Source organism: Streptomyces sp. NPDC001890 (genome assembly GCF_042891445.1).
GTDB lineage: Bacteria > Actinomycetota > Actinomycetes > Streptomycetales > Streptomycetaceae > Streptomyces.
Map to the genome: position 1 here is coordinate 58,148 of NZ_JBIATE010000026.1, position 23,137 is coordinate 81,284.

20 protein-coding genes and 1 pseudogene are annotated in these 23,137 nt (G+C 69.8%); 13 read left to right on the forward strand and 8 right to left on the reverse strand.

Going from position 1 to position 23,137, the window contains the following annotated elements; genetic code table 11:
• Positions 1-216: 216 nt before the first annotated feature.
• The 4 genes from ACFYY1_RS35915 (at position 217) to ACFYY1_RS35930 (ending at position 4,767) form a co-directional block, all read left to right on the forward strand.
• Positions 217-1,980 carry an aminotransferase class I/II-fold pyridoxal phosphate-dependent enzyme gene (locus ACFYY1_RS35915; protein ID WP_388593140.1) on the forward strand — a complete coding sequence of 588 codons (1,764 nt, stop codon included), beginning with the start codon at positions 217-219 and terminating at the stop codon, positions 1,978-1,980.
• Entirely contained in the window at positions 1,977-2,780 is an 804-nt protein-coding gene (locus tag ACFYY1_RS35920) for a phosphatidate cytidylyltransferase (RefSeq protein WP_388593141.1), read from the forward strand. The genes ACFYY1_RS35915 and ACFYY1_RS35920 overlap by 4 nt, the downstream gene beginning before the upstream one ends.
• Before the next feature lie 153 nt (positions 2,781-2,933).
• Positions 2,934-3,239: a transposase family protein gene (locus ACFYY1_RS35925; protein ID WP_388593143.1), complete on the forward strand. Its 306-nt coding sequence runs from the start codon at positions 2,934-2,936 to the stop codon at positions 3,237-3,239.
• A gap of 1,099 nt (positions 3,240-4,338) precedes the next feature.
• Positions 4,339-4,767: a DUF4259 domain-containing protein gene (locus ACFYY1_RS35930; protein WP_388593144.1), complete on the forward strand. Its 429-nt coding sequence runs from the start codon at positions 4,339-4,341 to the stop codon at positions 4,765-4,767.
• A 375-nt stretch (positions 4,768-5,142) separates the two neighbouring features.
• Here ACFYY1_RS35930 and ACFYY1_RS35935 read toward each other — a convergent pair whose 3' ends face one another.
• Both ACFYY1_RS35935 and ACFYY1_RS35940 read right to left on the reverse strand, forming a co-directional pair.
• Complete coding sequence (locus tag ACFYY1_RS35935) at positions 5,143-5,535, reverse strand: hypothetical protein (protein WP_388593146.1); 393 nt, start codon at positions 5,533-5,535, stop codon at positions 5,143-5,145.
• Between the two features lie 28 nt (positions 5,536-5,563).
• Positions 5,564-5,773 (reverse strand): hypothetical protein, encoded by a 210-nt coding sequence (locus ACFYY1_RS35940; RefSeq protein ID WP_388593147.1) that lies wholly within the window; start codon positions 5,771-5,773, stop codon positions 5,564-5,566.
• A gap of 225 nt (positions 5,774-5,998) precedes the next feature.
• On the opposite strand from ACFYY1_RS35940, the gene ACFYY1_RS35945 reads away from it, so the two are divergent.
• Complete coding sequence (locus tag ACFYY1_RS35945) at positions 5,999-6,202, forward strand: hypothetical protein (protein ID WP_388593150.1); 204 nt, start codon at positions 5,999-6,001, stop codon at positions 6,200-6,202.
• On the forward strand, positions 6,199-6,810 hold the full coding sequence (locus tag ACFYY1_RS35950; protein ID WP_388593152.1) for a hypothetical protein: 612 nt from the start codon (positions 6,199-6,201) through the stop codon (positions 6,808-6,810). Before ACFYY1_RS35945 ends, ACFYY1_RS35950 begins: the two co-directional genes overlap by 4 nt.
• A gap of 243 nt (positions 6,811-7,053) precedes the next feature.
• On the opposite strand, the gene ACFYY1_RS35955 is transcribed toward ACFYY1_RS35950, so the two are convergent.
• The gene (locus tag ACFYY1_RS35955) at positions 7,054-8,355 is read right to left on the reverse strand and encodes a YncE family protein (protein WP_388593155.1); all 1,302 of its coding nucleotides are present in this window, start codon (positions 8,353-8,355) and stop codon (positions 7,054-7,056) included.
• 394 nt (positions 8,356-8,749) lie between these two features.
• Between ACFYY1_RS35955 and ACFYY1_RS35960 the strand changes: the two genes are divergently transcribed.
• Both ACFYY1_RS35960 and ACFYY1_RS35965 read left to right on the forward strand, forming a co-directional pair.
• Complete coding sequence (locus tag ACFYY1_RS35960; RefSeq protein WP_388593158.1) at positions 8,750-9,310, forward strand: TetR/AcrR family transcriptional regulator; 561 nt, start codon at positions 8,750-8,752, stop codon at positions 9,308-9,310.
• Positions 9,311-9,599: 289 nt separating this feature from the next.
• On the forward strand, positions 9,600-10,154 hold the full coding sequence (locus ACFYY1_RS35965; protein WP_388593159.1) for a hypothetical protein: 555 nt from the start codon (positions 9,600-9,602) through the stop codon (positions 10,152-10,154).
• A 523-nt stretch (positions 10,155-10,677) separates the two neighbouring features.
• Here the strand turns inward: ACFYY1_RS35965 and ACFYY1_RS35970 are convergent.
• The 3 genes from ACFYY1_RS35970 to ACFYY1_RS35980 form a co-directional block, all read right to left on the reverse strand.
• A complete protein-coding gene (locus ACFYY1_RS35970) occupies positions 10,678-12,963 on the reverse strand; it encodes a PQQ-binding-like beta-propeller repeat protein (protein ID WP_388593160.1) in 2,286 nt (761 codons plus the stop codon).
• A gap of 47 nt (positions 12,964-13,010) precedes the next feature.
• Positions 13,011-15,188 carry a PQQ-binding-like beta-propeller repeat protein gene (locus tag ACFYY1_RS35975; protein WP_388593162.1) on the reverse strand — a complete coding sequence of 726 codons (2,178 nt, stop codon included), beginning with the start codon at positions 15,186-15,188 and terminating at the stop codon, positions 13,011-13,013.
• 463 nt (positions 15,189-15,651) lie between these two features.
• Positions 15,652-17,997: a GH92 family glycosyl hydrolase gene (locus tag ACFYY1_RS35980; RefSeq protein ID WP_388593163.1), complete on the reverse strand. Its 2,346-nt coding sequence runs from the start codon at positions 17,995-17,997 to the stop codon at positions 15,652-15,654.
• 316 nt (positions 17,998-18,313) lie between these two features.
• Between ACFYY1_RS35980 and ACFYY1_RS35985 the strand changes: the two genes are divergently transcribed.
• Positions 18,314-18,469 carry a hypothetical protein gene (locus ACFYY1_RS35985; RefSeq protein ID WP_388593165.1) on the forward strand — a complete coding sequence of 52 codons (156 nt, stop codon included), beginning with the start codon at positions 18,314-18,316 and terminating at the stop codon, positions 18,467-18,469.
• 512 nt (positions 18,470-18,981) lie between these two features.
• On the opposite strand, the gene ACFYY1_RS35990 is transcribed toward ACFYY1_RS35985, so the two are convergent.
• A complete protein-coding gene (locus ACFYY1_RS35990; protein ID WP_093895341.1) occupies positions 18,982-19,203 on the reverse strand; it encodes a hypothetical protein in 222 nt (73 codons plus the stop codon).
• 565 nt (positions 19,204-19,768) lie between these two features.
• Between ACFYY1_RS35990 and ACFYY1_RS35995 the strand changes: the two genes are divergently transcribed.
• Positions 19,769-20,215 carry an SRPBCC family protein gene (locus tag ACFYY1_RS35995; protein WP_388593168.1) on the forward strand — a complete coding sequence of 149 codons (447 nt, stop codon included), beginning with the start codon at positions 19,769-19,771 and terminating at the stop codon, positions 20,213-20,215.
• 223 nt (positions 20,216-20,438) lie between these two features.
• Here ACFYY1_RS35995 and ACFYY1_RS36000 read toward each other — a convergent pair.
• A pseudogene (locus tag ACFYY1_RS36000) lies at positions 20,439-20,893 on the reverse strand (MarR family winged helix-turn-helix transcriptional regulator); the annotation flags it as partial.
• 146 nt (positions 20,894-21,039) lie between these two features.
• Between ACFYY1_RS36000 and ACFYY1_RS36005 the strand changes: the two are divergent.
• The 3 genes from ACFYY1_RS36005 to ACFYY1_RS36015 all read left to right on the forward strand — a co-directional run bounded on the left by ACFYY1_RS36005 (position 21,040) and on the right by ACFYY1_RS36015 (position 23,125).
• Positions 21,040-22,251: an MFS transporter gene (locus ACFYY1_RS36005; RefSeq protein WP_388593170.1), complete on the forward strand. Its 1,212-nt coding sequence runs from the start codon at positions 21,040-21,042 to the stop codon at positions 22,249-22,251.
• 95 nt (positions 22,252-22,346) lie between these two features.
• Complete coding sequence (locus tag ACFYY1_RS36010) at positions 22,347-22,769, forward strand: heme-binding protein (protein WP_388593172.1); 423 nt, start codon at positions 22,347-22,349, stop codon at positions 22,767-22,769.
• Positions 22,769-23,125: a nuclear transport factor 2 family protein gene (locus ACFYY1_RS36015; protein WP_388593173.1), complete on the forward strand. Its 357-nt coding sequence runs from the start codon at positions 22,769-22,771 to the stop codon at positions 23,123-23,125. Before ACFYY1_RS36010 ends, ACFYY1_RS36015 begins: the two co-directional genes overlap by 1 nt.
• Positions 23,126-23,137 lie beyond the last annotated feature (12 nt).

The following is a 23,137-nucleotide window of genomic DNA, read 5'->3' on the forward strand; positions in this document are numbered from 1 at the left end:
CTCGTTTTCTGAGGAGTTGGAAGCCAGAGCGGCCGAACATCTGTGTCGGGAGGCACGGCCGGCGCCGGTGGTTCGGCACCTGCCCATGGACTCGGCCCTGGCCTGCACCGCTTCCAACTCCTCCGCTGTCCGGCTGAGTACGCGTACTCAGGTGCCGTCTGTCGGACTCCCCCATGCTGGGGCGCGAACGCCGGACCGTCTCAGAGGAACATACGCATGGACCACACTCTGCAGCTGCGCGCTGCCACGCCTCGGGATCAGAACTGGATCCACGAACTGCGCCACCGCGTGTACGCGGAGGAGCTCGGCCAGCATCCAGTGGATCCGTCGGGAAGGCTGAGCGACGGACTCGACGGCGACAACGTCTATCTCGTGGCCGCGCGCGGCGAGACGCGGATCGGCTTCGTCAGCCTCACCCCGCCGTGGGTCGGCCGCTACTCCCTCGACAAGTACCTGACGCGCGAGGAGCTGCCGGTGCTGACCGAGGAGGCTCCGTTCGAGATCCGCGTCCTGACCGTCGAGGAGCACTGGCGGTCCACCTCGGCGGCGCCACTCCTCATGTACGCGGCGCTGCGCTGGGTAGCGGCGCGGGGTGGCCGCCGGGTGGTGGCGATGGGACGCACGGAGCTGCTCGACATGTACCTCGCCGCCGGCCTGCGGCCGGTGGGGCGCACGGTCCGCTCGGGCGCGGTCTCGTTCGAGGTCCTCAGCGGCTCCGTGGCCGAGCTGACGAGGACGGTCGCGGAGCGCCACGGCCGGATCCTGGAGCGGCTTCGTGCGGGCCTCGACTGGCAGCTCGACGTGCCCTTCGCGCCGCGTGCGGACGGCTGTGAGCACGGTGGGGCGTTCTTCTCGGCGATCGGCACCGACTTCCGGACCCTGACCCGCCGTCACGAGGTGGTCGCGGCGGATGTGCTGGACGCCTGGTTCCCGCCGTCCCCACGGGTCCGCGCGGTCCTCTCGGAGGATCCGGGGTGGGCGGCCCGGACCTCGCCGCCGACGGGCGCGGAGGGACTGCTCGCGGAGATCGCCGGGGTCCGCGGGCTGCCGGTGGAGTCGCTGGTCGTCGGGGCGGGCTCGTCCGATCTGATCTTCCGCGCGTTCGGCCGGTGGCTGACGCCGGGGAGCCGGGTGCTCCTGCTCGATCCGGGCTACGGGGAGTACGCCCATGTCACCGAGCGGGTGATCGGCTGCCGGGTCGACCGGCTCCAGCTGCGCCGGGAGGACGGCTGGCTGCTCGACCCGGCCCGGCTCGCCGCCGCGACCGGCGACGGACGGTACGACCTCGTGGTGGTGGTCAACCCGAACAACCCGACCGGCCGCCACGCCCCGGCCGACGCGCTGCGCGCGGTGATCGAGGCCTCGCCCGTGCGGACCCGGTGGTGGATCGACGAGGCGTACCTGGGGTATGTCGATCCGGCGGACTCGCTTGCCGGGCTCGCCTCGGTCGACGCCCGGGTCGTGGTCTGCACCTCGCTGTCGAAGATGTACGCGCTGTCGGGGATGCGGGCCGCATACCTGGTGGCCGGTCCGGAAACGGCCGGTGAGCTGCGGCGCTGGACGCCGCCGTGGCCCGTGAGCCTGCCGGCCCAGCTGGCTGCCGTGACGGCGCTGCGCGACCCTGCCTACTACGCGGAGCGCTGGGCCCACACCCATGTGCTGCGCCGGGGACTGGCGTACGACCTCAAGGAGTTGGACGGGTTCTCCTCGGTCGACGAGGGGGTGGCGAACTTCCTCACGGTGACCCTGCCGTCGGACGGACCGAGCGCGGCGCAGCTGGTGCGCGAGTGCCGGCGGCACGACGTGTTCCTGCGTGACCTGTCGCCGATGTCCCCTGCGTACGAGGGGCGGACCGTCCGGATCGCCGTCCGCGACACGGCGGAGAACGCGCGGATCGTGGCGGCGTGCCGGAGCGCCCTGGACGCGCTGCGCGCGCCGGGCGCAGTGGTGTCGGGCGCGTCGGGCCTGGTCTCCCGGTGACGACGGTCGCCGGTCTCGTGCCGTACCTCGGCGGGGCACTGACGGTCGGGGGCGTCGCGGTGGCGGCGACCCGGCGCCGTGAGCTGATGGTCCGGTGGTGCGTGTGGGCGCTCGGAGTGCCCCTGGTCACCGCCGCGTTCTGGCTCGGTCCACCGGGGATCGCGGTGCTCGCGGCCGTGGTCGGTGTGGTCGCGGTGGCGGAGTTCGGTGGGCTGCTCCGGCTGGGGCCGGTGGACCGGGCGGTGCTGGGCGCGGCGATCGTCGGACTCGTCCTGACCGCCTGGCTGGCCCCCGGGGAGGTGCTCCGGGTGGCGGCGGCCGGGGCGCTTGCGATTGCCGGGGTGCCGTTGCTCTCGGGCGACGCGGAGCACGGGCTCCGCCGCCTGGGTGCGGGCCTGCTGGGGCTCGTGTGGCTGGGCGCCCTGGCCGGCCTCGTGTCGTCCGGTGCCCTCGGCCTCGTCCTGTTCGTGGCCGTGTCGATCGCCGACATCGTCGCGTATGCGGCGGGTCGCCGTCTCGGCGGCCCCCGGCTCTCCCCGCTGTCGCCTGCCAAGCGGTGGAGCGGCACGCTGGCCGGGGCCACGGCCGGTCTCCTCACGCTGGCCGTGCTGTCCTCCCTGACGTGGCAGACAGCGGTGGCCGTGACGGTCGGCGGCCCGCTCGGGGACCTGCTGGAGTCCATGGTCAAGCGGGGCGCCCGCGCCAAGGACGCCGGCCGGTGGCTGCCCGGCTCCGGCGGCATCCTCGACCGGATCGACTCCCTCCTCGTCGCTCTGGCGGTGCTGTTGGTGCTGGGGTGAGGCACGGGGCGGTGGCTTCATACGCGGCAGGCGGCGTTGGCTCAGCTTCTCCGGCGCGGCTGCTCCGAGTGACAGTCAGGCCTCTTCGAGTCGTACGTGAAGTCGCCCGAGAATGGTCCGTGGGCAAGTCGGTCGGGCTGACAGTGCGGGGCCGTGGAAGAGGTCGTGCTCCGACTGAAGGAGTTGTTGCTCCTGTCGATCGCGGACATCACGGTGCTGTCGGTGGATGTGGACATCGAGATGCTTCGCGTTGATGGGCAATGCGTCGCGGACGGCGCCGTGTGCCCGGTCTGCGGAGGTTGGTCGAACCGGGTTCATGGTTCCTGCCTGCGGTTACCCGCCTGTGTGCCGAGCGGTGGTCGAAGCGTCGGCCTCCGGCTGAGGGTCCGTCGGTTCGCCTGCGGGAACTCGGGCTGTCCACGACGTACCTTCGTCGAGCAGGTACCCGGCCTGACATGACGGCACGGCCAGCGGACCACACGGTTGCGCTCCACCCTGGCCGCAGTCGGTCTCGCCCTCGCGGGCCGGGCCGGTGCCCGCATCGCGCGCGTTCTCGGTGTGCCCGTCAGCCGCAGCACGGTGCTCCGGCTGGTGGACGCCCTTCCCGAGCCCGAGGTCCCCGCGCCGCGGGTGGTCGGCGTCGACGAGTTCGCCACCCGCAAGGGCCGCCTCTACGGCACCGTCCTCGTCGACATCGAGACCCGCCGCTCCGTCGATCTGCTGCCGGGCCGGGAAGCGTCCAGCCTGGCGTCCCGGCTCGCCGACCGCCCGGGCATCGCGGTCATCCGCCGGGACCGGGCACCGTTCTTCCCCGCAGGCGCCACCACCGGCCCCGCAGGCCATCCACGTCGCGGACCGGTGGCGCCTCTGGCGCAACTTGAGCGAACCCGCCCAGCGCGCAGTCGCCCAGCACCGCCGCTGCCTTCGAGCCCTTGTCCCGGCAACCCCCGAATCCGAGCCCGAGTCAGCCACGGAAGAAGATCCGTCCGGTTCGCCATGGCCGACCGGGCACCGGCTCGCCAACCGCACCCAGGCCCGGCACGCCGCCGTCCACACACTCCTGGAAGCAGGACACAGCCTGCGCTCTGTCCAGCGGCGCTCGGCATGGCCGGGCACACCGTCAAACGGTTCGCCGACGCCGCGAAGGGTCTCCGGATGGATCCTCGGCCGCCCGGAAACCCCTCGCCGAGCCCGAACAGCTCCCGCTCAGGACCGTCCGCACCCAGTGCCCCGCGCTCGCCCCACCTCACCCGCCACGTCCGCTCCTTCGCGGGCATGCTCACCGGCCGCCGGGGCAAGCGTCTCCCGGCGCGGCTCGACGCCGTCCGCCAGGACGACCTGCCCAGCCTCCACGCCCCAGACGACGTCATCGCGGGATTGACCCTGCCCTGGAGCTCGGGTCCGGCCGAAGGGCGTGTCAACCGGATCAGATGCTCAAGCGCCAGATGTTCGGGCGTGCTGGCTTCGCCCTTCCGCGGAAGCGCGTACTGCTCGCACAGTGATCGCAATGTCAGCAGGTGATGCAAGGATCCCGGCACACCTACACGAGGAGATCAAGATGGGTACCTGGGATACCGGCCCCTTCGACAACGACACGGCCGCGGACTTCGCCGACGCCCTCGACGACGCCGAACCCGAGGAACGCGAGGCACTGATCCGTGGCGTCCTCACGCGGACCGTCGACGCCACCGACTGGCTCACCGAAGGAGAAGAAGCGGTGGCCGCAGCCGCACTGATTGCGGCGCAATGCCCTGGCGGCGACCCGATCGACACACCCTATGGCCCTGAAGCACCCGTGCCTGTCCTCTCTGACGATCTCCGGCTGCTCGCGGACGAGGCCCTCGCTCGCGTCATCAGCGACGAGGCCGGGCCTGCCTCGAACTGGGTCGACCCGAAAGACTGGAAGCAGTGGCGAGCCACCCTCAGCCGCCTTCGCACAGTTCTTGCTCCGCCGCCACCGTCCATACCGCTGTTCGATGTCGAATGATGACAGAGCGTCACCCTCCATAAAACCTGAGTCAGAGCCACGAGTCGTGAACAAAGCCAAGGGACAACGTCTGTGCAGCACGGAGGCCCGCGAGCTACTCAAGCCGATTCCCACACTGGTCAGGGCGCGCGGGCAGTCTTCCCGCAGCGTCCTGACGCGGAGATCATCCTCGGCCTTCCCGGCCTCGGCACCCAGCTCGGTGACCGTGTGCCGACCGAGATCGGAGACGGTCGCACCTGCTTCGCCGACGCCCGTGGTCTGAAGGCATGTGCCGGCACCTCACCCAACACCCGGCGCTGGGTGAAAAACGAATTCGCCGCTTTCCCTCCTTCAGCCGAAACCCTCGGTGCGGCAGCCGAATAGGCCGAGGACCGATCAAGCCGGCGGCTTCACCCAGGGAGCCAGACGTTCCCCGACTGCCAGATTCTCGCGCCAGTACCGGAAGACGGTTCCCTGGACGATGTCGAGCTGCCCGGCCGCGACCAGGCCGGAGGCGAGACTCGACCCGCCCGCATCGGCCTCGAAGGCAATCAGTACAGGAGGTGTCTCACCGACCTGCCGGGCAATGAGTCGGAGCTCGTCAGGCGTCGGCGCACGAAACACCGGGTCCTGGAAGGCGGCCGGGCACGTGACGAAGACCGGGTCGCTGAACACCAGCTCCAGGCCGTGGGCATACGAGATGTCGTGCCCGGCGCCCAGACGCAACCGCCCGGGGTCCCAGGCAACGATGTCCCAGTCCCACCATGCCCCTTCGGGAAGCTCGATCACGGCTCGTTGCCCGCCCTGGACCGCGCCGTCACTCGGGAATCACCAAGCCGAGCTCACGCAGTCGCGGAAGGCAGACCTCCAGGCACGCCTCCAGAGAGACGGCTTCCGTGCGAACCAGGAGATCATCCCGGAACGGGGCCCCGCTCGCGACGAGGGTCCAGGGCTTCGTCGCATCGCGCATGCGCTCGGCATCGACCTTGAACAACACCGTCACACCCTGCTCTGCCAACGACTCCATGACCCGCGCTACGTCCATCGCATCCCCACCCCTGCCTGAAATCGAACAGCCAGGAGGCTACACCGGCCTCTCACGAACCGGCTTGACCGCTTGGCCCCGTGAGGTGTCTACCTCCTCGCCAGCGCCCGAGCCCGCGCCGAGCAGGCGGCCACGGCCGACTGATCCGGACCGCTACCCACCGCGACGTCCCCGCCTCCCGGGGGGCGCCGGAGACGTCGTCCAGACGTGCACGACGCGGTGGCCGCGCAGGGGCCGCTGGCGTCAGATGCGGTGCCGGCGCTGACGGCGCAGGTGGCCGAGACACTGCAGTCCGTCCACGCGGCCGGGGTGATCCACCGCGATCTGAAGCGCTCCAACCTCCTCCTCAGCGCCGACGGCCCCAAGGGCATCGATTTCGGATCGCCAGGGCCACGGACGTCACGTCGGTGACGAGTACGGGCATGCCGGCCGGGACGCCTGGCTACATGGCGCCCGAGTACTTCAGAGGCGAGAGCCGCACCGAGGCCGTCGACGTCTTCGCACTCGCCACCATCGCCGCGTACGCCGCCACAGCGCGGCCCGCGTTCGGCGGCACCGGGCACAGTGTGCTGTACCGCATCCTCGAACAGGCGCCGGATCTCGACGGCTGCCCCGAACCCGTCCGGACCGTGGCCGCCCACTGCCTGGCGAAGGATCCGGCGGAACGGCCGGGCCTGGCCGAGGTCATCCGCCTGTGCCGTACCGACGGCCCCGATTCGGACGCCCTCAACAGCCTGGTGTTCAGCCCCGACGGCACGCAGGTCGCCACGACGAGCCGCGACGGTGTCGTGTACCTGTGGAAGACCCCGGCGTCCGGCGTCCTGACCGGATCCGCACCGGCCGGTCCGGGCATCTTTCGCCTTCGGGGCAGCTCCCCCCAATCCCGCGTAGCCGCCGCCCACGCGAATCGCGTCGAAGCGGAGCAGGGCGGCGGGCGCGCCGGAAGGGTCCCCGTTCGCGGAAGCGGCCCTCTGGCGCGCCTCCCGGTCCTCGCTCGGAATGCCGGGCCGTCGGGCTGATCCGGGAACACGGCCAACAGCGCACCGGGTCACCGCCTTTCCCCCAGGACCTGCGAGGTCGGGTGTATGCGCCCATCAAACCTCCCAGGGCCGCCTCGGGAGATCCGCCGTTCCAGCTCAACGGTCATCCGCAGGATCGGGTCGTTCCGAGATCCCCGACAGCGTCGGATACTCGCGGACGAACGCCACCGTGTCGGGGCGCAGGGCGACCACACGAGCTGCGCCCCCGGGTCGGACGAGGGGTCAGCCTGCGGGGCTGGTCCAGTCAGCAGGGATCTGGGCTATGCGGACCCGCTGGGGGTGGTCGCCGACCGGTACGGAGACGACCTTCTGGCCGGTTGCGAAGTCAATGGCGGTGACCCTGTCGGCGCCGCTCTCGGAGATCAGGCAGTCGCGGCCGTCGCCGCTGACGGTGGCCCAGTAGGGCTTGGAGGCGGAGACGAGAGGGCCTTCCTGGAGACCGGCGCTGTCAACGACGGTGACGTAGTCGTCCATGGTGCCCGCGATGCACAGCTTGCTGCCGTCGAAGTTCATGGACATGCCGTGGTGGCGTGAGTCGTTGACGAAGCTGGTGCGGTCGTCGCTGGTGGCCGGGTTCTTGGGCAGGGTCTTGACCCGGGTGATCCTGTCAGTCTCGACGTCGTACTCCAGGAAGCCGTTGAAGTAGGAGACTTGGAAGTACAGCTTGGAGAAATCGGGGCTGAAAACCGCCGGCCGGACGGCGTTGGACAGGTCCTCGCGGCCGAAGGCCTTCAGGCGCGCGCGCATGTCGATGGTCCTGACGACCTCGTAGGTGCTCGCGTCGACGACGGTGATACGCCGGTCGCCCTTGGTCCAGTCCAAGAGCGGATCGTCGAGAAGAGTCTCGACGTTGCCGATGGACATGTTCCAGATGTACTTGCCGCCGTTGGTCCAGATGTTCTCGTGCGGCTTGTCGCCGACACTGAACTTGCCCAGTTGCTTACCGGTGTTGATGTCCAGGACGTGAACGGTCTTGCTGAGCGAGGCCGAGACCGCGACTTTGGTGCCGTCCGGGGAGACGGCCATGTGGTCGGATCGGTAACCCGAAACAGCGAACCGCCAGTTGACCCTGCCGGTGGTCAGGTTGATGGACACGACGTCGCCGAAGCTGGGCCGTGAGGCGACCAGGGAGCTGCCGTCGGGGGTGGAGTACAGATCGTCGACAAGCTGGTCGTGACCCTCGCCAGCGGTCGCCCGGATCCCCAGATAGACAGCCAGGTTGATCGGGTTGAGGTAGATGGCGGCAAGGCGCGCGGCCTTGTCGGGGACGACGTTGATCCGGCCGATCTTGGCGAAGTCGCCGCTGGACTCGATGACGTCGGCGGTGCCGTCCCAGTTGTTGCCGACGAACATCACCTCGCGCAGGGCGGGTGCGGCTTCGGCGGTGTTCGTCGAGACGACAGGCACGACGACACCGGCCGCCACCAGGACGGCTGCCGCGGTGATGTTCCGCAGACGCTGGCGCCGGCGGCTGGTTCCGGTCCGTGCGGAGGTCTTCTGGGCATGGGTACTCACAGCGTGCATGCTTGCTTCTCCCAAAGGTGAGTGCCCGCGGAGGGGCGGGAACGCGGAGCGGTTCCGGTCCGGGTCGACGCACACAACCCTTCAGCGCATGGAGGCGCATGGTGCGCGGGCCGTGGCATGGGCGGCTGGCGAACGGCAGTGAGGGTTCTGAGCATGGCCGACCTGGGTCCCGCTGACCTTGTGGGCTGCGCGCGGAACCCTCTCCAAGTCTGAACATCGCCGTATTCGAACTTACTGGATAGTAAGGAGGGGCGGCGTCCGCCGCAAGGCCGGTGCGGGAAGATTCTCCGTATCATCCGATGGAGGCACAGTGGCGGGCAGAATCACCCCGGCGGGAGGCCGGTACGGGGGCAAGGACGCGTCCGAGCGACAGGCCGAGCGCCGCAGGCGCTTCATGGAGGCGGGCCTGGAGATGTTCGGCGCCGTCCACGGCTACCGGGGCACCAGGATCGCCGATCTGTGCAAGGCCGCCGGTCTGTCGAGCCGTCAGTTCTACGAAGAATTCCGCACGTTGGAAGACCTGCTGGCCGAACTGCACCTGTACGTCAACGACGTCGCCGAGCAGGCCGTGCTCGACGTCCTGCCCACCATCCAGGACAAGCCGCCGCGCGAGCGCATCATCCTGATGCTCCGCGCCTACGTCAAAGGCGCCGCTTCTGATCTGCGCCACGCCCGGATCGCCTACGTCGAGATCGTCGGCGTCAGTCCCCGCTTGGACCGCCAACGCCTGGACCGCCGTTCAGTCTGGATCGACCTGCTGGGCCGGCAGGTCGATGACGCCCTCGAACGCGGCGAGTTTCCCCCCGACGACTACCGCATCGCCGGCGCCGCCTTCATCGGAGCCATCAACGGTCTCATGCACGACTGGGTCATCGGCTGGATCGACGCGACCATCGAGGAAATCACTGGCGAGCTCATCAAGATCGCCTTGGGCCGTTACAAGATCGTGAAGTGATCCGGGGCCGGCCCGGCCAAGGTGGTGCCGGACAGCGGCTGCGCTGCAGGACAAGCTCCTCACCGCAGCTCACCCTCCGAAGTGGACACCGGTTGGGTGGGGCGCTGCTGGGCGGCGACAACCTGACGACCTCGTGCATGGTTGGGGTGAGGGCGTGTTGAGCTTGTGATCGGCGTCTTGATCAGGCGGGTGTGGTGGGCAGTGCTGGGCCGTTTCGTTCGGATCAGAGTGCGGACCGGAGGAAGATGACCGCGATGTGGAGTCCAGCCCTGCGAGAAGGGATGAAGCGATGACATTGCATTGCGATGTAGCCGAGTTGCTGGCGGCGGGCGGCATCCTCGACGTGGACGTCGACGACGCCGTTGCGGACGAGCACGTGCGATCGTCCGCGTACCGACGCGTCGTCCTGGTGACCGCTTCCTCGCGGCACCGCGACCGAGACCGCGCGATCGTGGCCACGATCCTGCGCGACCCCATCGAGATGGTGTCCAAGTCGGCGGTGGTCTCCCTCGTGGACAGGGTCGCGATGACGATGACCAGTCCTGCCGAGTTCCGGCAGTGGTCGGCCGAACTGCTGCCAGAGATCGACCAGCTCAAGACGGAGGGGTACCGCGAGTTCATCCGCCGCCGCATCCACGACTGGTTGTTCTATCTGTCCATCGAGGGCGGTCACGTGCCGACACCGGGCGAGTTGGCGACGGTCACGTACTGGATGCAGCGCGTCCTCGCCGAGGAGTCGAGGTCGCCGGCGGTACTCGCCGTGCTCGCCGAGTCCGGTAGCAAAATGAAGATTCGAAACATCGCGAAGAACCGAGCCGGTAGCCGCAAGCTGAGAACGCAATGAGTCGGTAGTGGTAATCGACAGGCGCGCCGACTGCCTCACGCACATGAACGGCGCCATGTCCGACGATCACACGGGAGAACACGCCGGAACGTAGGCGACGTAGGCGACGTAGGCCCAGCCGGACCGGATCCTGACGTGGCGTGCCACTCGTTGCTACGCGTGAAGGTTCTGGTCGTCGGCTCTGCGTGATGCCACCGATCTTCTCGGCGGCACGGCGTATCTCGTCGACGACGTCTGACGGCGGGGCCGCCGCCCGAAAGCCGTGCGTTTCCTGATCTGCGAGGCCGCTTCGAGCGCGGCCTCCCGGATACGGATACGGGGCGGACCCGGGCGGTCTCGGCCCGGCGGACAGAGACCGCCGAGTGGTGGGGCCTGGCCGGCCGCGGCGAGGCGCTACCGCCCCAGGGTGTGTCGTACCCTCGCCGCTCCTGCGCAGAACTGGGCGCGGCTCCAGACCAGGCCGCGACCGGTTTCAGCCGGCGGGGCTGTCCGCGCCCGGCCGCTCACTCCTCGGTGAGACCGCTCACTCCTCGGTGAGGGAGATCCTTCCCGCGTGCAGGCGGCCGTCGCCGCCGTCGAAGTACACCCGGTCGCCGACGACGGCCGCGTCGGGGTCGTCCGGCGACAGGCGTGTCTCGGCCGGGGATTTGCCGGTGCGGGCGTCGGCGGCGTGCAGTGTGCCGGTTTCCGTACTGAAGAGCACCGAGCCGCCCAGCAGACCGTGCACCTCGGGTTCACCTTCCGTGTGCGTGGTCCAGAGCGGTTTACCGGAGCCGGCGGCGACCGCGTGCACGTCCCCGGGGCTCCTCGTGCTGTCGTTCTCACCAGTGCCTCCCAGGATCATGCCGTCGGTGACCAGAAGCGGTTCGAGCCACTGCGCGCTCTGGACATCCGGCTCGTAGGTCCACAGCCGTGTGCCCCGCCGGGCGTCGACGGCGTGGAGGTCACCCCGGCTGTCGCCGGCGTAGACCGTGTCTCCCGACACCCTGATCGCCGTCACCTCGGTGCCGTACCTGTCCTGCATGCGGTACCGCCAGCGCTGGTCCCCGGTGGCCGCGTCCAGGGCGTAGAAGTACGATCCGTCCTTCTCCCACATCCCGCCGTAGACCACCCCGTCCACCACCGCGAGCGCGTCGGACAGGCCGTACTCGACCGGTCGGGTCCACTTCAGCCGCCCGGTGGCCGCGTCCAGTGCCGACACGGCGTACCTGCCGGAAGGTTCCGAACCCTCGGGGAGGTCGTACAGGGCGTTCACGTAGACGGTCCCGTCGGCCACCACGATCCGTAGGTAGAGGTGAAACGTCGTGCCGGGCGCCGTGTGCGCCTGGGCACCCACGCTCCATATCCGCTTGCCGCCGTCCAGAGCGATGCCCTGGATCGTGCCCTGCTCGTTGCTGGAGGCCACTACCAGACCGTCGCTCACGCCCTCCAAGGACGACGCGGTCGGATCGTCGTACGTCCATATGGTGTCGCCGCTGTCGGCGTCCACCGCGTGCAGGAGACCGTCCTGGCCCTCGCCGACCACCTTGCCGTCGGCGACCACCGGGTGCCACAGGTCCTCGTCGGACGGCCACTGTTCCCGCACCGTCAGCTGTTTCGCGACGACCGTGGGGGTGGCGGTGCTCCCGCTGCCGCCGACCCCGTTGCCCTCGCGCGACGGGCCGGAGAGGACGCGGGGCAGGAGCAGACCGGCGACGGCGGTGAGGACGACGAGGATGCCCGCCGCGGCAAGGACCGCCGTACGCCGCTGCCGGACCCACCCACCCGGGTGGGCTGCGGACGAAGGCCGCGCGGGCGGCCTGCCGAGCCGCGCAGTGGCAACGGCGGTGTGCGCCGGGCCGACCGTGGGCAGGTCCGCGCCCACGGGGTGGTCCGCGCCCGCCGTCACCATGCCGGCCTCCTCCGGCAGCGGGTCCGTGTGCAGCGCCATGGCATCGGCGGCGACCGGCGTGGGCAGCCAGGTGGCGCCGGTGAACGTGCCCCGGGTCCCGTCGGCGCCCTCCCACCGGCCCAGCTCCGCGACGAGTTCCGGCACTCCGGGCCGCCGTAGCGGGTCCTTGGCCAGGCACCGGCCGACTACGTCGGCGAGTTCGCCGGGCAGCCCCGCCAGGTCCGGGTCCTCGTGGACGACGCGGTAGCTTACGCCGTGCGCGGGCCCGCCCCCGAACGCGCTGGTGCCGGTCGCGGCGTACACCAGCAGCGCGCCGAGCGCGAACACGTCGCCGGCGGGCCCCACCTCACCGCCGATCAGTTGCTCGGGCGGAAGGTAGCCGGGGCTGCCGACCACGGCCCCGGTGGTCGTCAGCTTGGTGTCGTCGGCGGCCACCGAGATCCCGAAGTCGATCACCCTGGGGCCGTCCGGCGCCAGCAGCACGTTCGACGGCTTCAGATCACGGTGCACCACCCGGGCCCGGTGGATCGCCTCCAGGGCCTCCGCCAGCCCGGATCCCAGCGCCCGTACGGACTGCTCGGGCCAGGCGCCGTGCCTGGCGACCGCCGCCCCCAGCGAGAGCCCCGGCACGTGGGCGGTGGCCAGCCACGGCGTTTCCGCGTCCGGGTCCGCGTCGACCAGCGGCGCGGTGAAGGGGCCCATCACCCGCCGCGCCGCCGCCACTTCCCTCCGGAACCGTGCACGGAAGGACGAGTCCTCGGCCAGTTCGTCGTGCACCACCTTCACCGCGGTCGCCCGGCCGCCCGGCGACCGGGCGAGGTACACCCGGCCCATCCCGCCCGAGCCGAGCCTTCCGACGACCCGGTACGGGCCGATCCGCGTGGGGTCACCCGCCTCCAGCGGTGTGAACGCCTGCACTGGCTCCTCCTCGTTCGTCACTTTCCCGGCCGTGAACGACATGTGGGTCACGTCGCGGCCCGGTAGGCGGTCAGTCGGCCGTGCAGCTCGACGAACACGGTATTCCCGACAATCCCGAAGTCCGAGTCGTCGTCCACGTCGACCGGTTCCCGCCATCGGGACTTTCCGCTGCCGGCGTCCAGCGCGCTCAGGTACCCCTCCGAGTCGTGGACGAGGAGGGTGTCGTCCACGGCGGTCAGGGACGTCACTTCCTCGGCCTTCTGCTTCTTCCGCCACAGCACCCGACCGGTGTCCGCGTCGAAGGCCGACACGTAGCCGTCGTTCTCGAAGTAGACGGTCCCGTCAGCCACTTCGGGCCCACCGGCTCCCCCGCCGAGTCGGCCGTCCCACAGCTCCCCCTCGAAGGTGCCGCGCCACACCTCCTTGCCCGACGCGGCGTCGACGGCGTACAGGGCGCCGTCCTTGGTGCCGAAGTAGACCTTGCCGCCCGCCGCCACGGGTGCCGTCTCCACCTCGCTGCCGGCCTCGTAGGTCCATGTCTCCTCGTGCGTGCGGGTGTCGACCGCGATCATCTTCTTCTTGCCGTGCGTGAGGAGCGTGTCGCCGGTGACGGCGACGTCGTCGGACGTCAGGCCGTTGAACGAGTACTTCCACAGCTCGTCCCCCGTCCGCGGGTCGAGGACGTAGAAGAAGGCGTTCATGTGCGCGTAGGCGGCATCGCCCACGACCACCGGGGAGGGGTGGAAGGAGTCGTCCATGTGCTCCCAGAGCGGATCACCGTCGTTCGCGTCCAGCGCGTACAGGTACTGGCCGCTGCCGTAGTACAACTGGCCGCCCGAGACGGCGGTGATCTCGATGCCGTCGCCCACCGTGTTCTTCACGTAGTCGCTCTCCCCGGAGATGTCGGAGACCTTGACCCGGCGGGCCCAGCGATCGGAGCCGTCGCTGACGGACAGGGCGGTGATCTCGTGACGGTCCTTGTTCTCGAGGTAGACAGTCCGCTCCGTCACCGTGGCCATGGTCTGCCCCTCGTCCAGTGGCTGGGACCAGAGTTCTTCGATGTTCGGAGAGGCAGCGGGCGGGGAGCCGTCCTTCTCCTCGCCCGCGGACACCTGCCACACAATGACGCCGGTCACAATGACGGCCAGGGCGGTTGCCGTGGCGAGAGCCGTACGCAGGCGGCGGCGCCGGGCATGCGGAGGCGCGCCGGCCGGAGGCTCCGGCGTACCGTCGACCGGGAGCTCCGGCCTGCCGTCCCGCGCCCGGGGCATGGGCTCGGTGGGCACCTCGGCCCGCATCCGGGTGGCGGAGTCGACGACCGGGCCGGGCATCCATCCGGCCGTCGCGACATCCCCGTCGCCCTCCTCGCCTCCGACCTGTGCCGGAGTGACCTGGCGCGCGTGCCGGTCGACGGCGGGTTCCGGGTGCCTCAACGCGTCCAGCAGCCACGGCACCGTGGGCCGCTCCCCGGGGTCCTTCGCCAGGCACCGGGCCACCACGGCCGCGAGTTCGGGCGTCAGACCCCTCAGGTCGGGGCTCTGGTGCACGACCCGGTAGTTGACCGCTTGGGACGCGCCCCCACCGAACGGGCCGACGCCCGCGGCCGCGTACGCCAGCACCGCCCCCAGCGCGAACACGTCACCGGCCGGCCCGGCGCCCTCGTGGCGCAGCTGCTCGGGCGGAATGAAACCGGGTGTGCCGATCACCGTTCCGGTCTCGGTGAGCGCGGTGTCGCCGGCCGCCACCGAGATACCGAAGTCGATCACCTTGGGTCCGTCGGGCGCCAGCAGGACGTTCGACGGCTTCAGATCGCGGTGCACCAGGTCCGCCGCATGCACGGCGGCAAGCGCCTCGGCCAGGGCGGCGCCCAGGCCGCGTATCGCGTGCTCCTGCCACACCCCGTGCCGGGCCACCGCCTCCTGGAGCGACAGCCCGGGGACGTACTCCGTGGCCAGCCAGGCCGGGGTTCCCGACGGATCGGCGTCGACCACCGCGGCGGTGTAGAAGCCCGTCACCCGCCGTGCGGCCTCGACCTCGCGTGCGAAGCGCCGCCGGAACCCCTCGTCCCACAGCAGTGCTTCCCGCACCACCTTCACCGCCACCGCACGTCCCCCGGGCGAACGGCCCAGGTATACCCGGCCCATGCCGCCCTGGCCCAGCCTGGCCAGCATCCGGTACCGGCCCACTTGCACCGGATCACCCGCCGTCAACGGTACCGACGCCACCGCCTACCCCTCCTGCTGCCCATGCCTCTGCCGGCCCGCCGTCTCGGCAGACCTTCCCTGCACGGGACTCCGGGAACGGCCCCATGGTTCCAGCGTGCCGCAGGAGGGGCCCGCGCCGCAGGCTGCCATGTCACGGAACCGGATGCGTTCCGCGATGCGGCGGGCGGGCGCCCTTGCCTTCGAAGCGACCTTCGAAAGGCCGTTCGTTGATGGTGCGGTCCACGGCGTCGCCGCGCGTCGGGTCGGTCTTGGGCGGCGGGCCTATGGCTGTCGCCGGCTGTACCCGGCGAGCACGGTCACGATGGCACCGCCCGTGTCTCGGCGCGTCTGCCGCTTCATCGGGTCCGGGCCGGGAATTCACTGGCTCATGTCTACTGCGAGCAGCAGCCCCTCTCCCGCCTCTCCCCCCTTTCCCTCCTTCCCTTCTCCGCCTCCTGTTTCGTGCCCCGGTTTCCGCCCCGGCTCACCGGCCTACCCTGCCTTCCGCCGGTCCTCGGTGCGCGTCCGCCCCCTGCGCCCGCGGCGCCGAAGCGCCCCAACTCTGCGGGGTGTCGCTCATCGTGAAGCGCAACTGGCCGCCCCGCAGCAGGTCGGAGTGGCTCAGCACCGGCTTGGTGACGCTCCGGCCGTTCAGCGACAGCGACTTGACGTACGCCTTGTCCGCCGCCCCCGAGGCGCTGATCACCAGCGGACGGGACGCGGCCGGCAGCTGCACCTTTGCCTGGTCGAAGAACGGGCTGCCCACCGAGTACTTCGCCGATGCCGGGTTGACCGGGTAGATGCCCAGCGAGGAGAGCACGTACCAGGCGGACATCTGGCCGCAGTCCTCGTTGCCGCTGAGGCCGTCCGTGCGGTTCGCGTAGTTCGCCGCGGCGATCTCGCGCACCTTCGCCTGCGTCTTCCACGGCTGGCCCGCGTCGTCGTAGAGGTACGCGGCGTGGTGGCTCGGCTCGTTGGTGTGGTTGTTGTGGCCGCCGGCAAAGTAGCCGTCCAGCCACGACGCGAACTCTTCCTTGCCGCCCATCAGATCCATCAGCCCCGGCACATCGTGCAGGACGTCGAGCGTGTACACCCACTGATTGCCCTCGGTCCAGCCGCCATCGGCCCAGGATCCGTCCAGATCACGGGCCTGCATGAAGCCGGTCGCGGGGTTGTACAGCTTCTTGTAGTTCGCGCTGCGCTTGAGGAGCATCTCCGCGTCCTCGGTTTCGCCGACCGCCTTCGCGACCTGCGCGACCGCCCAGTCCTCGTACGCGTAGTCCAGCGTGCGGGACGCCGACTCCGCGGTGTGGTCGGCGGCGACCCAGCCGTTCCGCTTGTAATAGGTCAGGCCTGCCCGTGCCTCCACCGGAGTTCCCTGCTGGCGGTCGGAGTAGGCCAGTTCGGTGTCCTTGTCCGGCGGGGTCATCGCGTTCTTGTACATCGCCTCGTACGCCAGCTTGCGGTCGAAGCCGGTGAAGCCCTTGGCGATGTTCTCCGCGATCACCGAGTCGGCGTTGGTGCCGACCATGATGTTGGTCTCCGTGATGTTCTTCCACATCGGGAGCCGGCCGCCCTCTCGGTAGTCGTTCAGCATCGAGGTGACCATGCCGTCGATCCGCTCGGGGGCGAAGAGCGTCAGGAACGCGTTCTCGGCTCGGAAGGTGTCCCACAGCGAGTAGCCGGTGTAGCTGACTCCGGTGTGGACCTCGTCGTCGTACGCGCTGTAGTAGCGGCCGTGCTCGGAGTTCTCCGACGGGTACTGCAGCGCGTGGTACATAGACGTGTAGAAGACCGCCTTCTGATCGGCGGTCGCGCCGCGCAGCTGAACCCGGTTCAGCTTCTGGTTCCATTGGGCGCGGGTCTTGTCGGCGATCTGCTCGAAGGACTGGTCGTCCGGGGCCTCGGCAGCCAGGTTGGCACGGGCCTGCTCCAGCGAGATGAACGACGTCGCGATCCGCACCTGCACGGTCCGGGTGTCGGCGGGGAAGCGCACATACGCGGACACATCGCCGTCGGTGCGGGCGCCCTGGCCCTCGTGAAGCGTCCCGCCGGTAGCCGTGCCGTAGCTATCGAAGCCGGTGTCGATCCGGGCGACGAAGTACCCCTTGAAGTTCGGTGCCTTGAACGGGCCGAGGTTGCTGTCCTGGCGGTCGGGGTTGTAGCCGGTGATCTCGCGGGCGGCGGGATCGATGTGCACGTTGCCGGTGACGCCCGCACGGGTCGCCTGCAGCACGAAGTTGCTGTCCGCGCCCTCGGGATACACCGTACGCAGCAGGCCGACGCGGGACGTCCCGGTCATCTCCGTCTTCAGCGTCCGGCCCGAACCGGCCTGCATCTCGACCGAGTAGCGGTCCGCAGCGGCGTGCTCGTCGGAGTGGCTGAACGGCAGCGCCCGTTCGTCGGCCCTGGTCTTCACAGGGCCCACGCCTGGCATGCCCGACACATAGCCGGAGTCGCCCATCCAGATGGCCGGCTGGTGGGTGCCGATGAAGCCGCTGATCTTCGTGTCGGAGTAGTGGTACGGCGTCCTACTGACGTAGTTCTGCCGGGTCATCGGCGACCAGCGGGTCATCGCGAACGGCGGGGCGGTGCTCGGAATCATGCCGCCGTACTCGGTGGCGCTCTGGCCCGCCGTCCCGATGAACGGGTTGACCAGATCCACGTTGGACCGGTCGGTGTCCGCCCAGCCGGTGGTGGCGAACGGCGGGAGGAACGCGGCGACGAGCGCCGCCGCGATGACGAAGGCCCACGCCAGAAGCGCCGACCTCGGACGTCGGAGGTGCAGGACGCCCGGGGCACCGGGGGCCAGGGTTCTGCCGCTGTGCATGCTGTCTGTCTCCAAAATAGATTGACATCGTTGTCAGATGATCTCCAGAGTGGCGCGAGGGTGCCCGAAGCACAAGACACTGGAGGTGGAATTCCCTTGTGCGGGTGGCCCGTTGTCCAGATTCGGCATGGAGTGGAGGGCCGCCGCGCCCGGCGTCGCAGCGTCCCTGCACCGCTCCGCCCGCGCACCGGACCGGCTGCGTCCGCCTCACGCGTCCACTGGGCCTGGACACCGTGACGGTGTTCGCGACGTACGCCTCGCTGGGGACGGGCGTGCTTCAGCGGGCGCACGGGGCCGGGCTTCCTGTTGACGCCTGATGGTCGTCGACGAGGCACACCGGACCAGTGGTGACGCGGGGAAGCCGTGGGCGGCGGTGTATGACCAGGAACGGATCCCGGCGGTGCGGCGGCTCTGCATGACGGCGCGGGAGGCCGAGGGCGGGGTGCTGGACGGCGGCGATCCAGGCCGGTAGGCCGGGTTGATGCGGGGCGCGGCCGAGGGGCGGATCCGGAGGGGGTTGTCGTTCCATTCCCGGGTGGAGGAAGCGAGGGCGATGACAGCCGGGGTGCCAGCGGTCGCCGCCGCGCCGACTGAGGACGACCCGGAGCTGTACCCGCCCGCGGGCCGGGTACAGGCGGACTGGCTCTATGGTGAGCACTCCCCCGCCTGCCGCCGCCAAGTCCTTGACGAATTCGCGTCCGGTTTTGTTGGTGGAACTTCAGATTCTCCTGCTGTGCTGCGTGTTCTCAGTTCCGTGAAGACGCTCGGGGAAGCGGTGCATGCAGCGGAGTGTGACGCGGTTCGTCTCGCGGATGCGCGTGGGTCGGTGGCCGGCATCGTGCAATTGGTCAGGCATGCCCTGCGTACGCGTCCGGGGCGCGGTCACCTCGTCAGTTTGAGTGTGGTGGTCAAGCTCGGCACGTGGCTCGACGACGTCCGCGAACGCGCCGGCCCAGCTGGGGGACGAGGCCGGCGCAGTGTGCGTTACGGGCGCGGTATCTCGGTGGTGACCTGGTCGTACCGGACGAGACGAGGCGTGAAGGAATACGAGGGATGTCTCTCCTGGAGGCGTGCCGTGGCATCGTCGAGATACGCCCACATGTCGGCGGGGTCTGCACCGACGCCGAACGTCGCGTCGTTCAGCACCTCCATGTCGGGACTCGCGATGTATGCCACGTACTTGAGGGTCTGGCTGCCACTGGCCATGGATGCCTCGGCCTCCTTCGAGGTGTCGTGTGGTGTGTGCCCGTCCTTGCCACCCGCGGTATCGGCGGCCTGCGCTGTTCCGGTTGTCGCGAGAAGTGTCGATGCGGCAACTGCGCCGGTGGCACCCAAGAGTGCTCGCCGGGAAATGTCTGACACAGTCCTCCCCCTGCCTTGATGGCCCTTCCTTCGAGGGCTCGCGGCTGACGTTACAGCCATGTCTTCGCCGTGGAAGGATCATTGCGGTGAATCGGATACCAGTGCCGGAAGCTCCGCCAACGGGGATAGAGGCGACCACCGGGCGACCGCTTCCGTGCAGTCGGCCGGTCGACCAGTGGGGGGAGGAACGCCGACCGTGCGGGTCCCGATCCGAGGAAACCTGACCGGCCGATGATGGTGGCGGTTCCGGCGCGAGGTGTCCCCGGCTCCTGATGACAATGCAAGCCTGTATGGTCACCATACGTATACATCCAGAGGCGAAGCGTTACTGCCGGGCGACTCGTTCCGGAGGGGTCATGACCGACAGCACCCCTCGCACCCCTCGCACTCCAGAAGGAGCGTGATCAGCATGGCCCGGAGCCGCCGCCTGATCCTGAGCTCGCCGTCCGAGGTCTGGGGCCTGCTGTCCGACGGCCACCGCTACGGGGAATGGGTGACAGGCACCCAGCAGATCCTCGCCGCGGACCCGCATTGGCCAGAAGTGGGCGCCCGCCTGAAAGTCCGGGTCGGAGCCGGTCCCCTGACCCTCGACGACACCTGCGTCGTCCGCATCTGTGAACCGCAGCGCCGTCTCGAACTGGAGGCGAAGGCGGGTCCATTCGGAGCCGCCCGCATTGCCATGAACTTGATCCCCTGGGGCGAGAACACTCTCTTCGTTCTCGACTGGCACCCCCTGCGAGGACCTGGCACTCGGATGCACGGTCTCCCAGTGGATTACGTCGTCGGGGTCCGCAACGGATGGATGCTGACGAAGCTGGCCCGGATCGCGGTGCGCGAGCACGACGAAATCGTCTGAGGCGGTCTGCGCACCATCACCTCCGGCGACCGTTTCGACCCTCTCCACATCTCCGGCGGCTTCGGCGCCGGAGCCGTCTTCCAGGACGATCGGGTCCTGGAACCGGTCCGGGCCCACCGACGCGAGGACCGCCGGGTCGCCGCGGGCCCTGATCGACCGCCTCTTCGGCCGGACCAGGCACGCGGCGTCGCAGCCACCTGGGACGCCACGCGGCGATCGCCGTCGGCGGCCGCGCGGATTCGACGGTACACACCAGAAGTTCCGGCCGGGGGCCCTCGGCGACTCCCTGGATTGCGGCGCGCAGGGCCGCCCCGTTCGCCGGGCGGGCTTCGCAGAGCTGCTTGAGGCCGGCCTCGGTGACGTCGGCGCAGATCCCGAGCCGGTCGGTGAGGCGCAGGTAGCGCTCCAGCAGTCCGCGGTCCTTGAGGCGGATGACCAGGCGGGGCGTCGCACTCTGGCTGAGCACCACGGAGTCGGCAACCTGCTTCATCTGCAGGTGTCCGCCCTCCCCCTGTCGTGCTGGCGGCCGAGGACTTGGAGGAGCCAGCACTCGCGCACGCTCAGGTCATGACCGGCCTGCAGGGCGCGTTCGAGGTGGGACTCGATGTTTCCGTGCAGCAGAGACAGCGCGCACCAACCCTGAGCCAGGGCGGTGAGCGCGGGGGCAGCAGCAGTCAACGGGTCCCCCTCTTCGGAGCATCACCCAACACTTGCACGCGACGATATATGCACACAGCTTCAGTACACACTTGCCTTATCCCGCGTATGCAACTATTGTCTTGCGATGTAAACACCCAACGCAAGCACCTGGAAGGTAGCTCCCCATGCCTCTCGCGCTCCTGGCTCTCGCCATCGGGGCCTTCGGGATCGGCACCACCGAATTCGTGATCATGGGCGTGCTGCCCCAGGTCGCAGGCGACTTCGGCGTGACCATCCCGGCCGCCGGCTGGCTGGTCTCCGGCTACGCCCTGGGCGTCGTGTTCGGCGCGCCGCTCCTGACGGTTCTCGGCACCAAGGTGTCCCGCAAGAAGATGCTGATGTTCCTGATGACGCTGTTCGTCATCGGCAACGCGCTCTCCGCCTTCGCACCGAGCTTCGGCGTCATGCTCATCGGCCGGATCGTGGCCTCCCTGGCGCACGGCGCGTTCTTCGGCATCGGTTCCGTGGTCGCAGCCGGCCTTGTCGCTCCGGAGAAGAAGGCCTCGGCCATCTCCCTGATGTTCATGGGCCTGACAGTGGCCAACATCGTCGGAGTCCCCGGCGGGACGTACATCGGCCAGGCCGTCGGTTGGCGCGTCACCTTCGTCGTCGTCGCCGCGCTCGGTGTCATCGGTTTCCTCGGCGTCGCCAAGCTTGTGCCCGAGACGGGCCGACCCGAGTCGGTGACCGTACGCACCGAGTTCGCCGCGTTCCGCAACGTGCAGGTGTGGCTGGCCATGGCCATGACCGTCCTCGGCTACGGCGGTGTCTTCGCCGCGATCACCTACATCACCCCGATGATGACCGAGGTGGCCGGCTACACCGAGGGCGCGGTGACCTGGCTGCTCGTCCTCTTCGGTATCGGCATGTTCCTTGGCAACCTCCTCGGCGGCAAGTTCGCCGACCGCAGGCTCATGCCGATGCTCCTCACCACTCTCGCGGCCCTCACTGCCGCGCTGCTGCTGTTCACCGCGACCGCCCACAACAAGGTGCTGGCCGCGATCACCCTCTCCCTGATCGGCGCGCTCGGCTTCGCGACCGTCCCGCCGCTGCAGAAGTGGGTGCTCGACCAGGCCTCGGCCGCTCCGACCCTCGCCTCCGCCGCCAACATCGGCGCCTTCAACCTCGGCAACGCCCTCGCGGCCTGGCTCGGCGGTGTCGTGATCGCCGCGGGCTTCGGCTACACCTCTCCCAACTGGGTCGGCGCCATCCTCTCCGGCACAGCCCTGCTGCTCGCCCTTCTCGCCGCCCGTCTCCACCGCCGCACCCGCACTGTCGAACGCGTCGTCGCAGGATCTGCCGAGCACCGGAGCACGCCGGAAACCGTCCTGCACTGACCCGCCCCGATCTGGACGCACCACCGCAGCCAGAACCTTCCACCTGCACCCGACCCCATCCGATTCTCCCGATCCCCACCGCGAAGGAATCCGTCATGAGCACCACCATCCCCGTCGCCCCGCTGACCACACAGGACGCCGAGGTCCTCGTCACCGCCGCGCGCCGCGCCGCCGACGCCGCGGGAGTCACCGTGAGCGTCACCGTCCTGGACGCGGGCGGGCACCTGCTCGCCTTCCGCCGGGACGACCGGGCGGTACTGATCTCCGGTGAGACCAGCACGCGCAAGGCCTACACCGCCCTCCAGCTCGACGCGCCGACCGCGGAACTCGTCGACCTCGTCAAGCCCGAGGGGCCGTTCCACTCCCTGCCCACCGCGCTCGACAAGCCGCTGCTGTTCATCGCCGGCGGCATCCCCGTCCACCGCGACGGCCGCCTCATCGGCGCCATCGGCGTCGGCGGCGGCGCCCCCGAGCAGGACCACGGCTTCGCCGCCGCGGCCGTCCAGGAGCTGTCCTGATGTCCCGCACCCCGCAGGAAGTCTTCGCCGACCACGGAAAACGGCTCGGCACCGGGGACCTCGACCTGATCACCGCGAACTACACCGAGGACGCCGTCCTCGTCACCCCTGAGGGAACCCTGATGGGCCACCAGGGCGTACGGGAGGGAATCGGCCGTCTCCTGGCCGATCTCCCCGACGCCGACTGGCAGTTGGCCCCGCGGTTCGCCGGAGACGTGCTGTTCCTGCAGTGGACCGCCACCACCGCCACCCACGCGGTCACCGACGGCGTCGATACGTTCGTCTTCCGTGACGGTCTCATCAGCGCGCAGACCGTCCGCTACACCCTCTCCACCCGTACGCCCCGTACCGTCTGAAAGGCCACACGC

Coding starts and splice junctions, on each gene's coding strand:
- ACFYY1_RS35995 (WP_388593168.1), top strand. CDS start 19,769: ATGGCCCGGAGCCGCCGCCTGATCCTGAGCTCGCCGTCCGAGGTCTGG.
- ACFYY1_RS36015 (WP_388593173.1), top strand. CDS start 22,769: ATGTCCCGCACCCCGCAGGAAGTCTTCGCCGACCACGGAAAACGGCTC.
- ACFYY1_RS35960 (WP_388593158.1), top strand. CDS start 8,750: ATGGAGGCGGGCCTGGAGATGTTCGGCGCCGTCCACGGCTACCGGGGC.
- ACFYY1_RS35980 (WP_388593163.1), bottom strand. CDS start 17,997: ATGCACAGCGGCAGAACCCTGGCCCCCGGTGCCCCGGGCGTCCTGCAC.
- ACFYY1_RS35955 (WP_388593155.1), bottom strand. CDS start 8,355: ATGCACGCTGTGAGTACCCATGCCCAGAAGACCTCCGCACGGACCGGA.
- ACFYY1_RS35990 (WP_093895341.1), bottom strand. CDS start 19,203: ATGGCCAGTGGCAGCCAGACCCTCAAGTACGTGGCATACATCGCGAGT.
- ACFYY1_RS35940 (WP_388593147.1), bottom strand. CDS start 5,773: ATGGAGTCGTTGGCAGAGCAGGGTGTGACGGTGTTGTTCAAGGTCGAT.
- ACFYY1_RS35965 (WP_388593159.1), top strand. CDS start 9,600: ATGACATTGCATTGCGATGTAGCCGAGTTGCTGGCGGCGGGCGGCATC.
- ACFYY1_RS36005 (WP_388593170.1), top strand. CDS start 21,040: ATGCCTCTCGCGCTCCTGGCTCTCGCCATCGGGGCCTTCGGGATCGGC.
- ACFYY1_RS36010 (WP_388593172.1), top strand. CDS start 22,347: ATGAGCACCACCATCCCCGTCGCCCCGCTGACCACACAGGACGCCGAG.
- ACFYY1_RS35930 (WP_388593144.1), top strand. CDS start 4,339: ATGGGTACCTGGGATACCGGCCCCTTCGACAACGACACGGCCGCGGAC.
- ACFYY1_RS35985 (WP_388593165.1), top strand. CDS start 18,314: ATGGTCGTCGACGAGGCACACCGGACCAGTGGTGACGCGGGGAAGCCG.
- ACFYY1_RS35915 (WP_388593140.1), top strand. CDS start 217: ATGGACCACACTCTGCAGCTGCGCGCTGCCACGCCTCGGGATCAGAAC.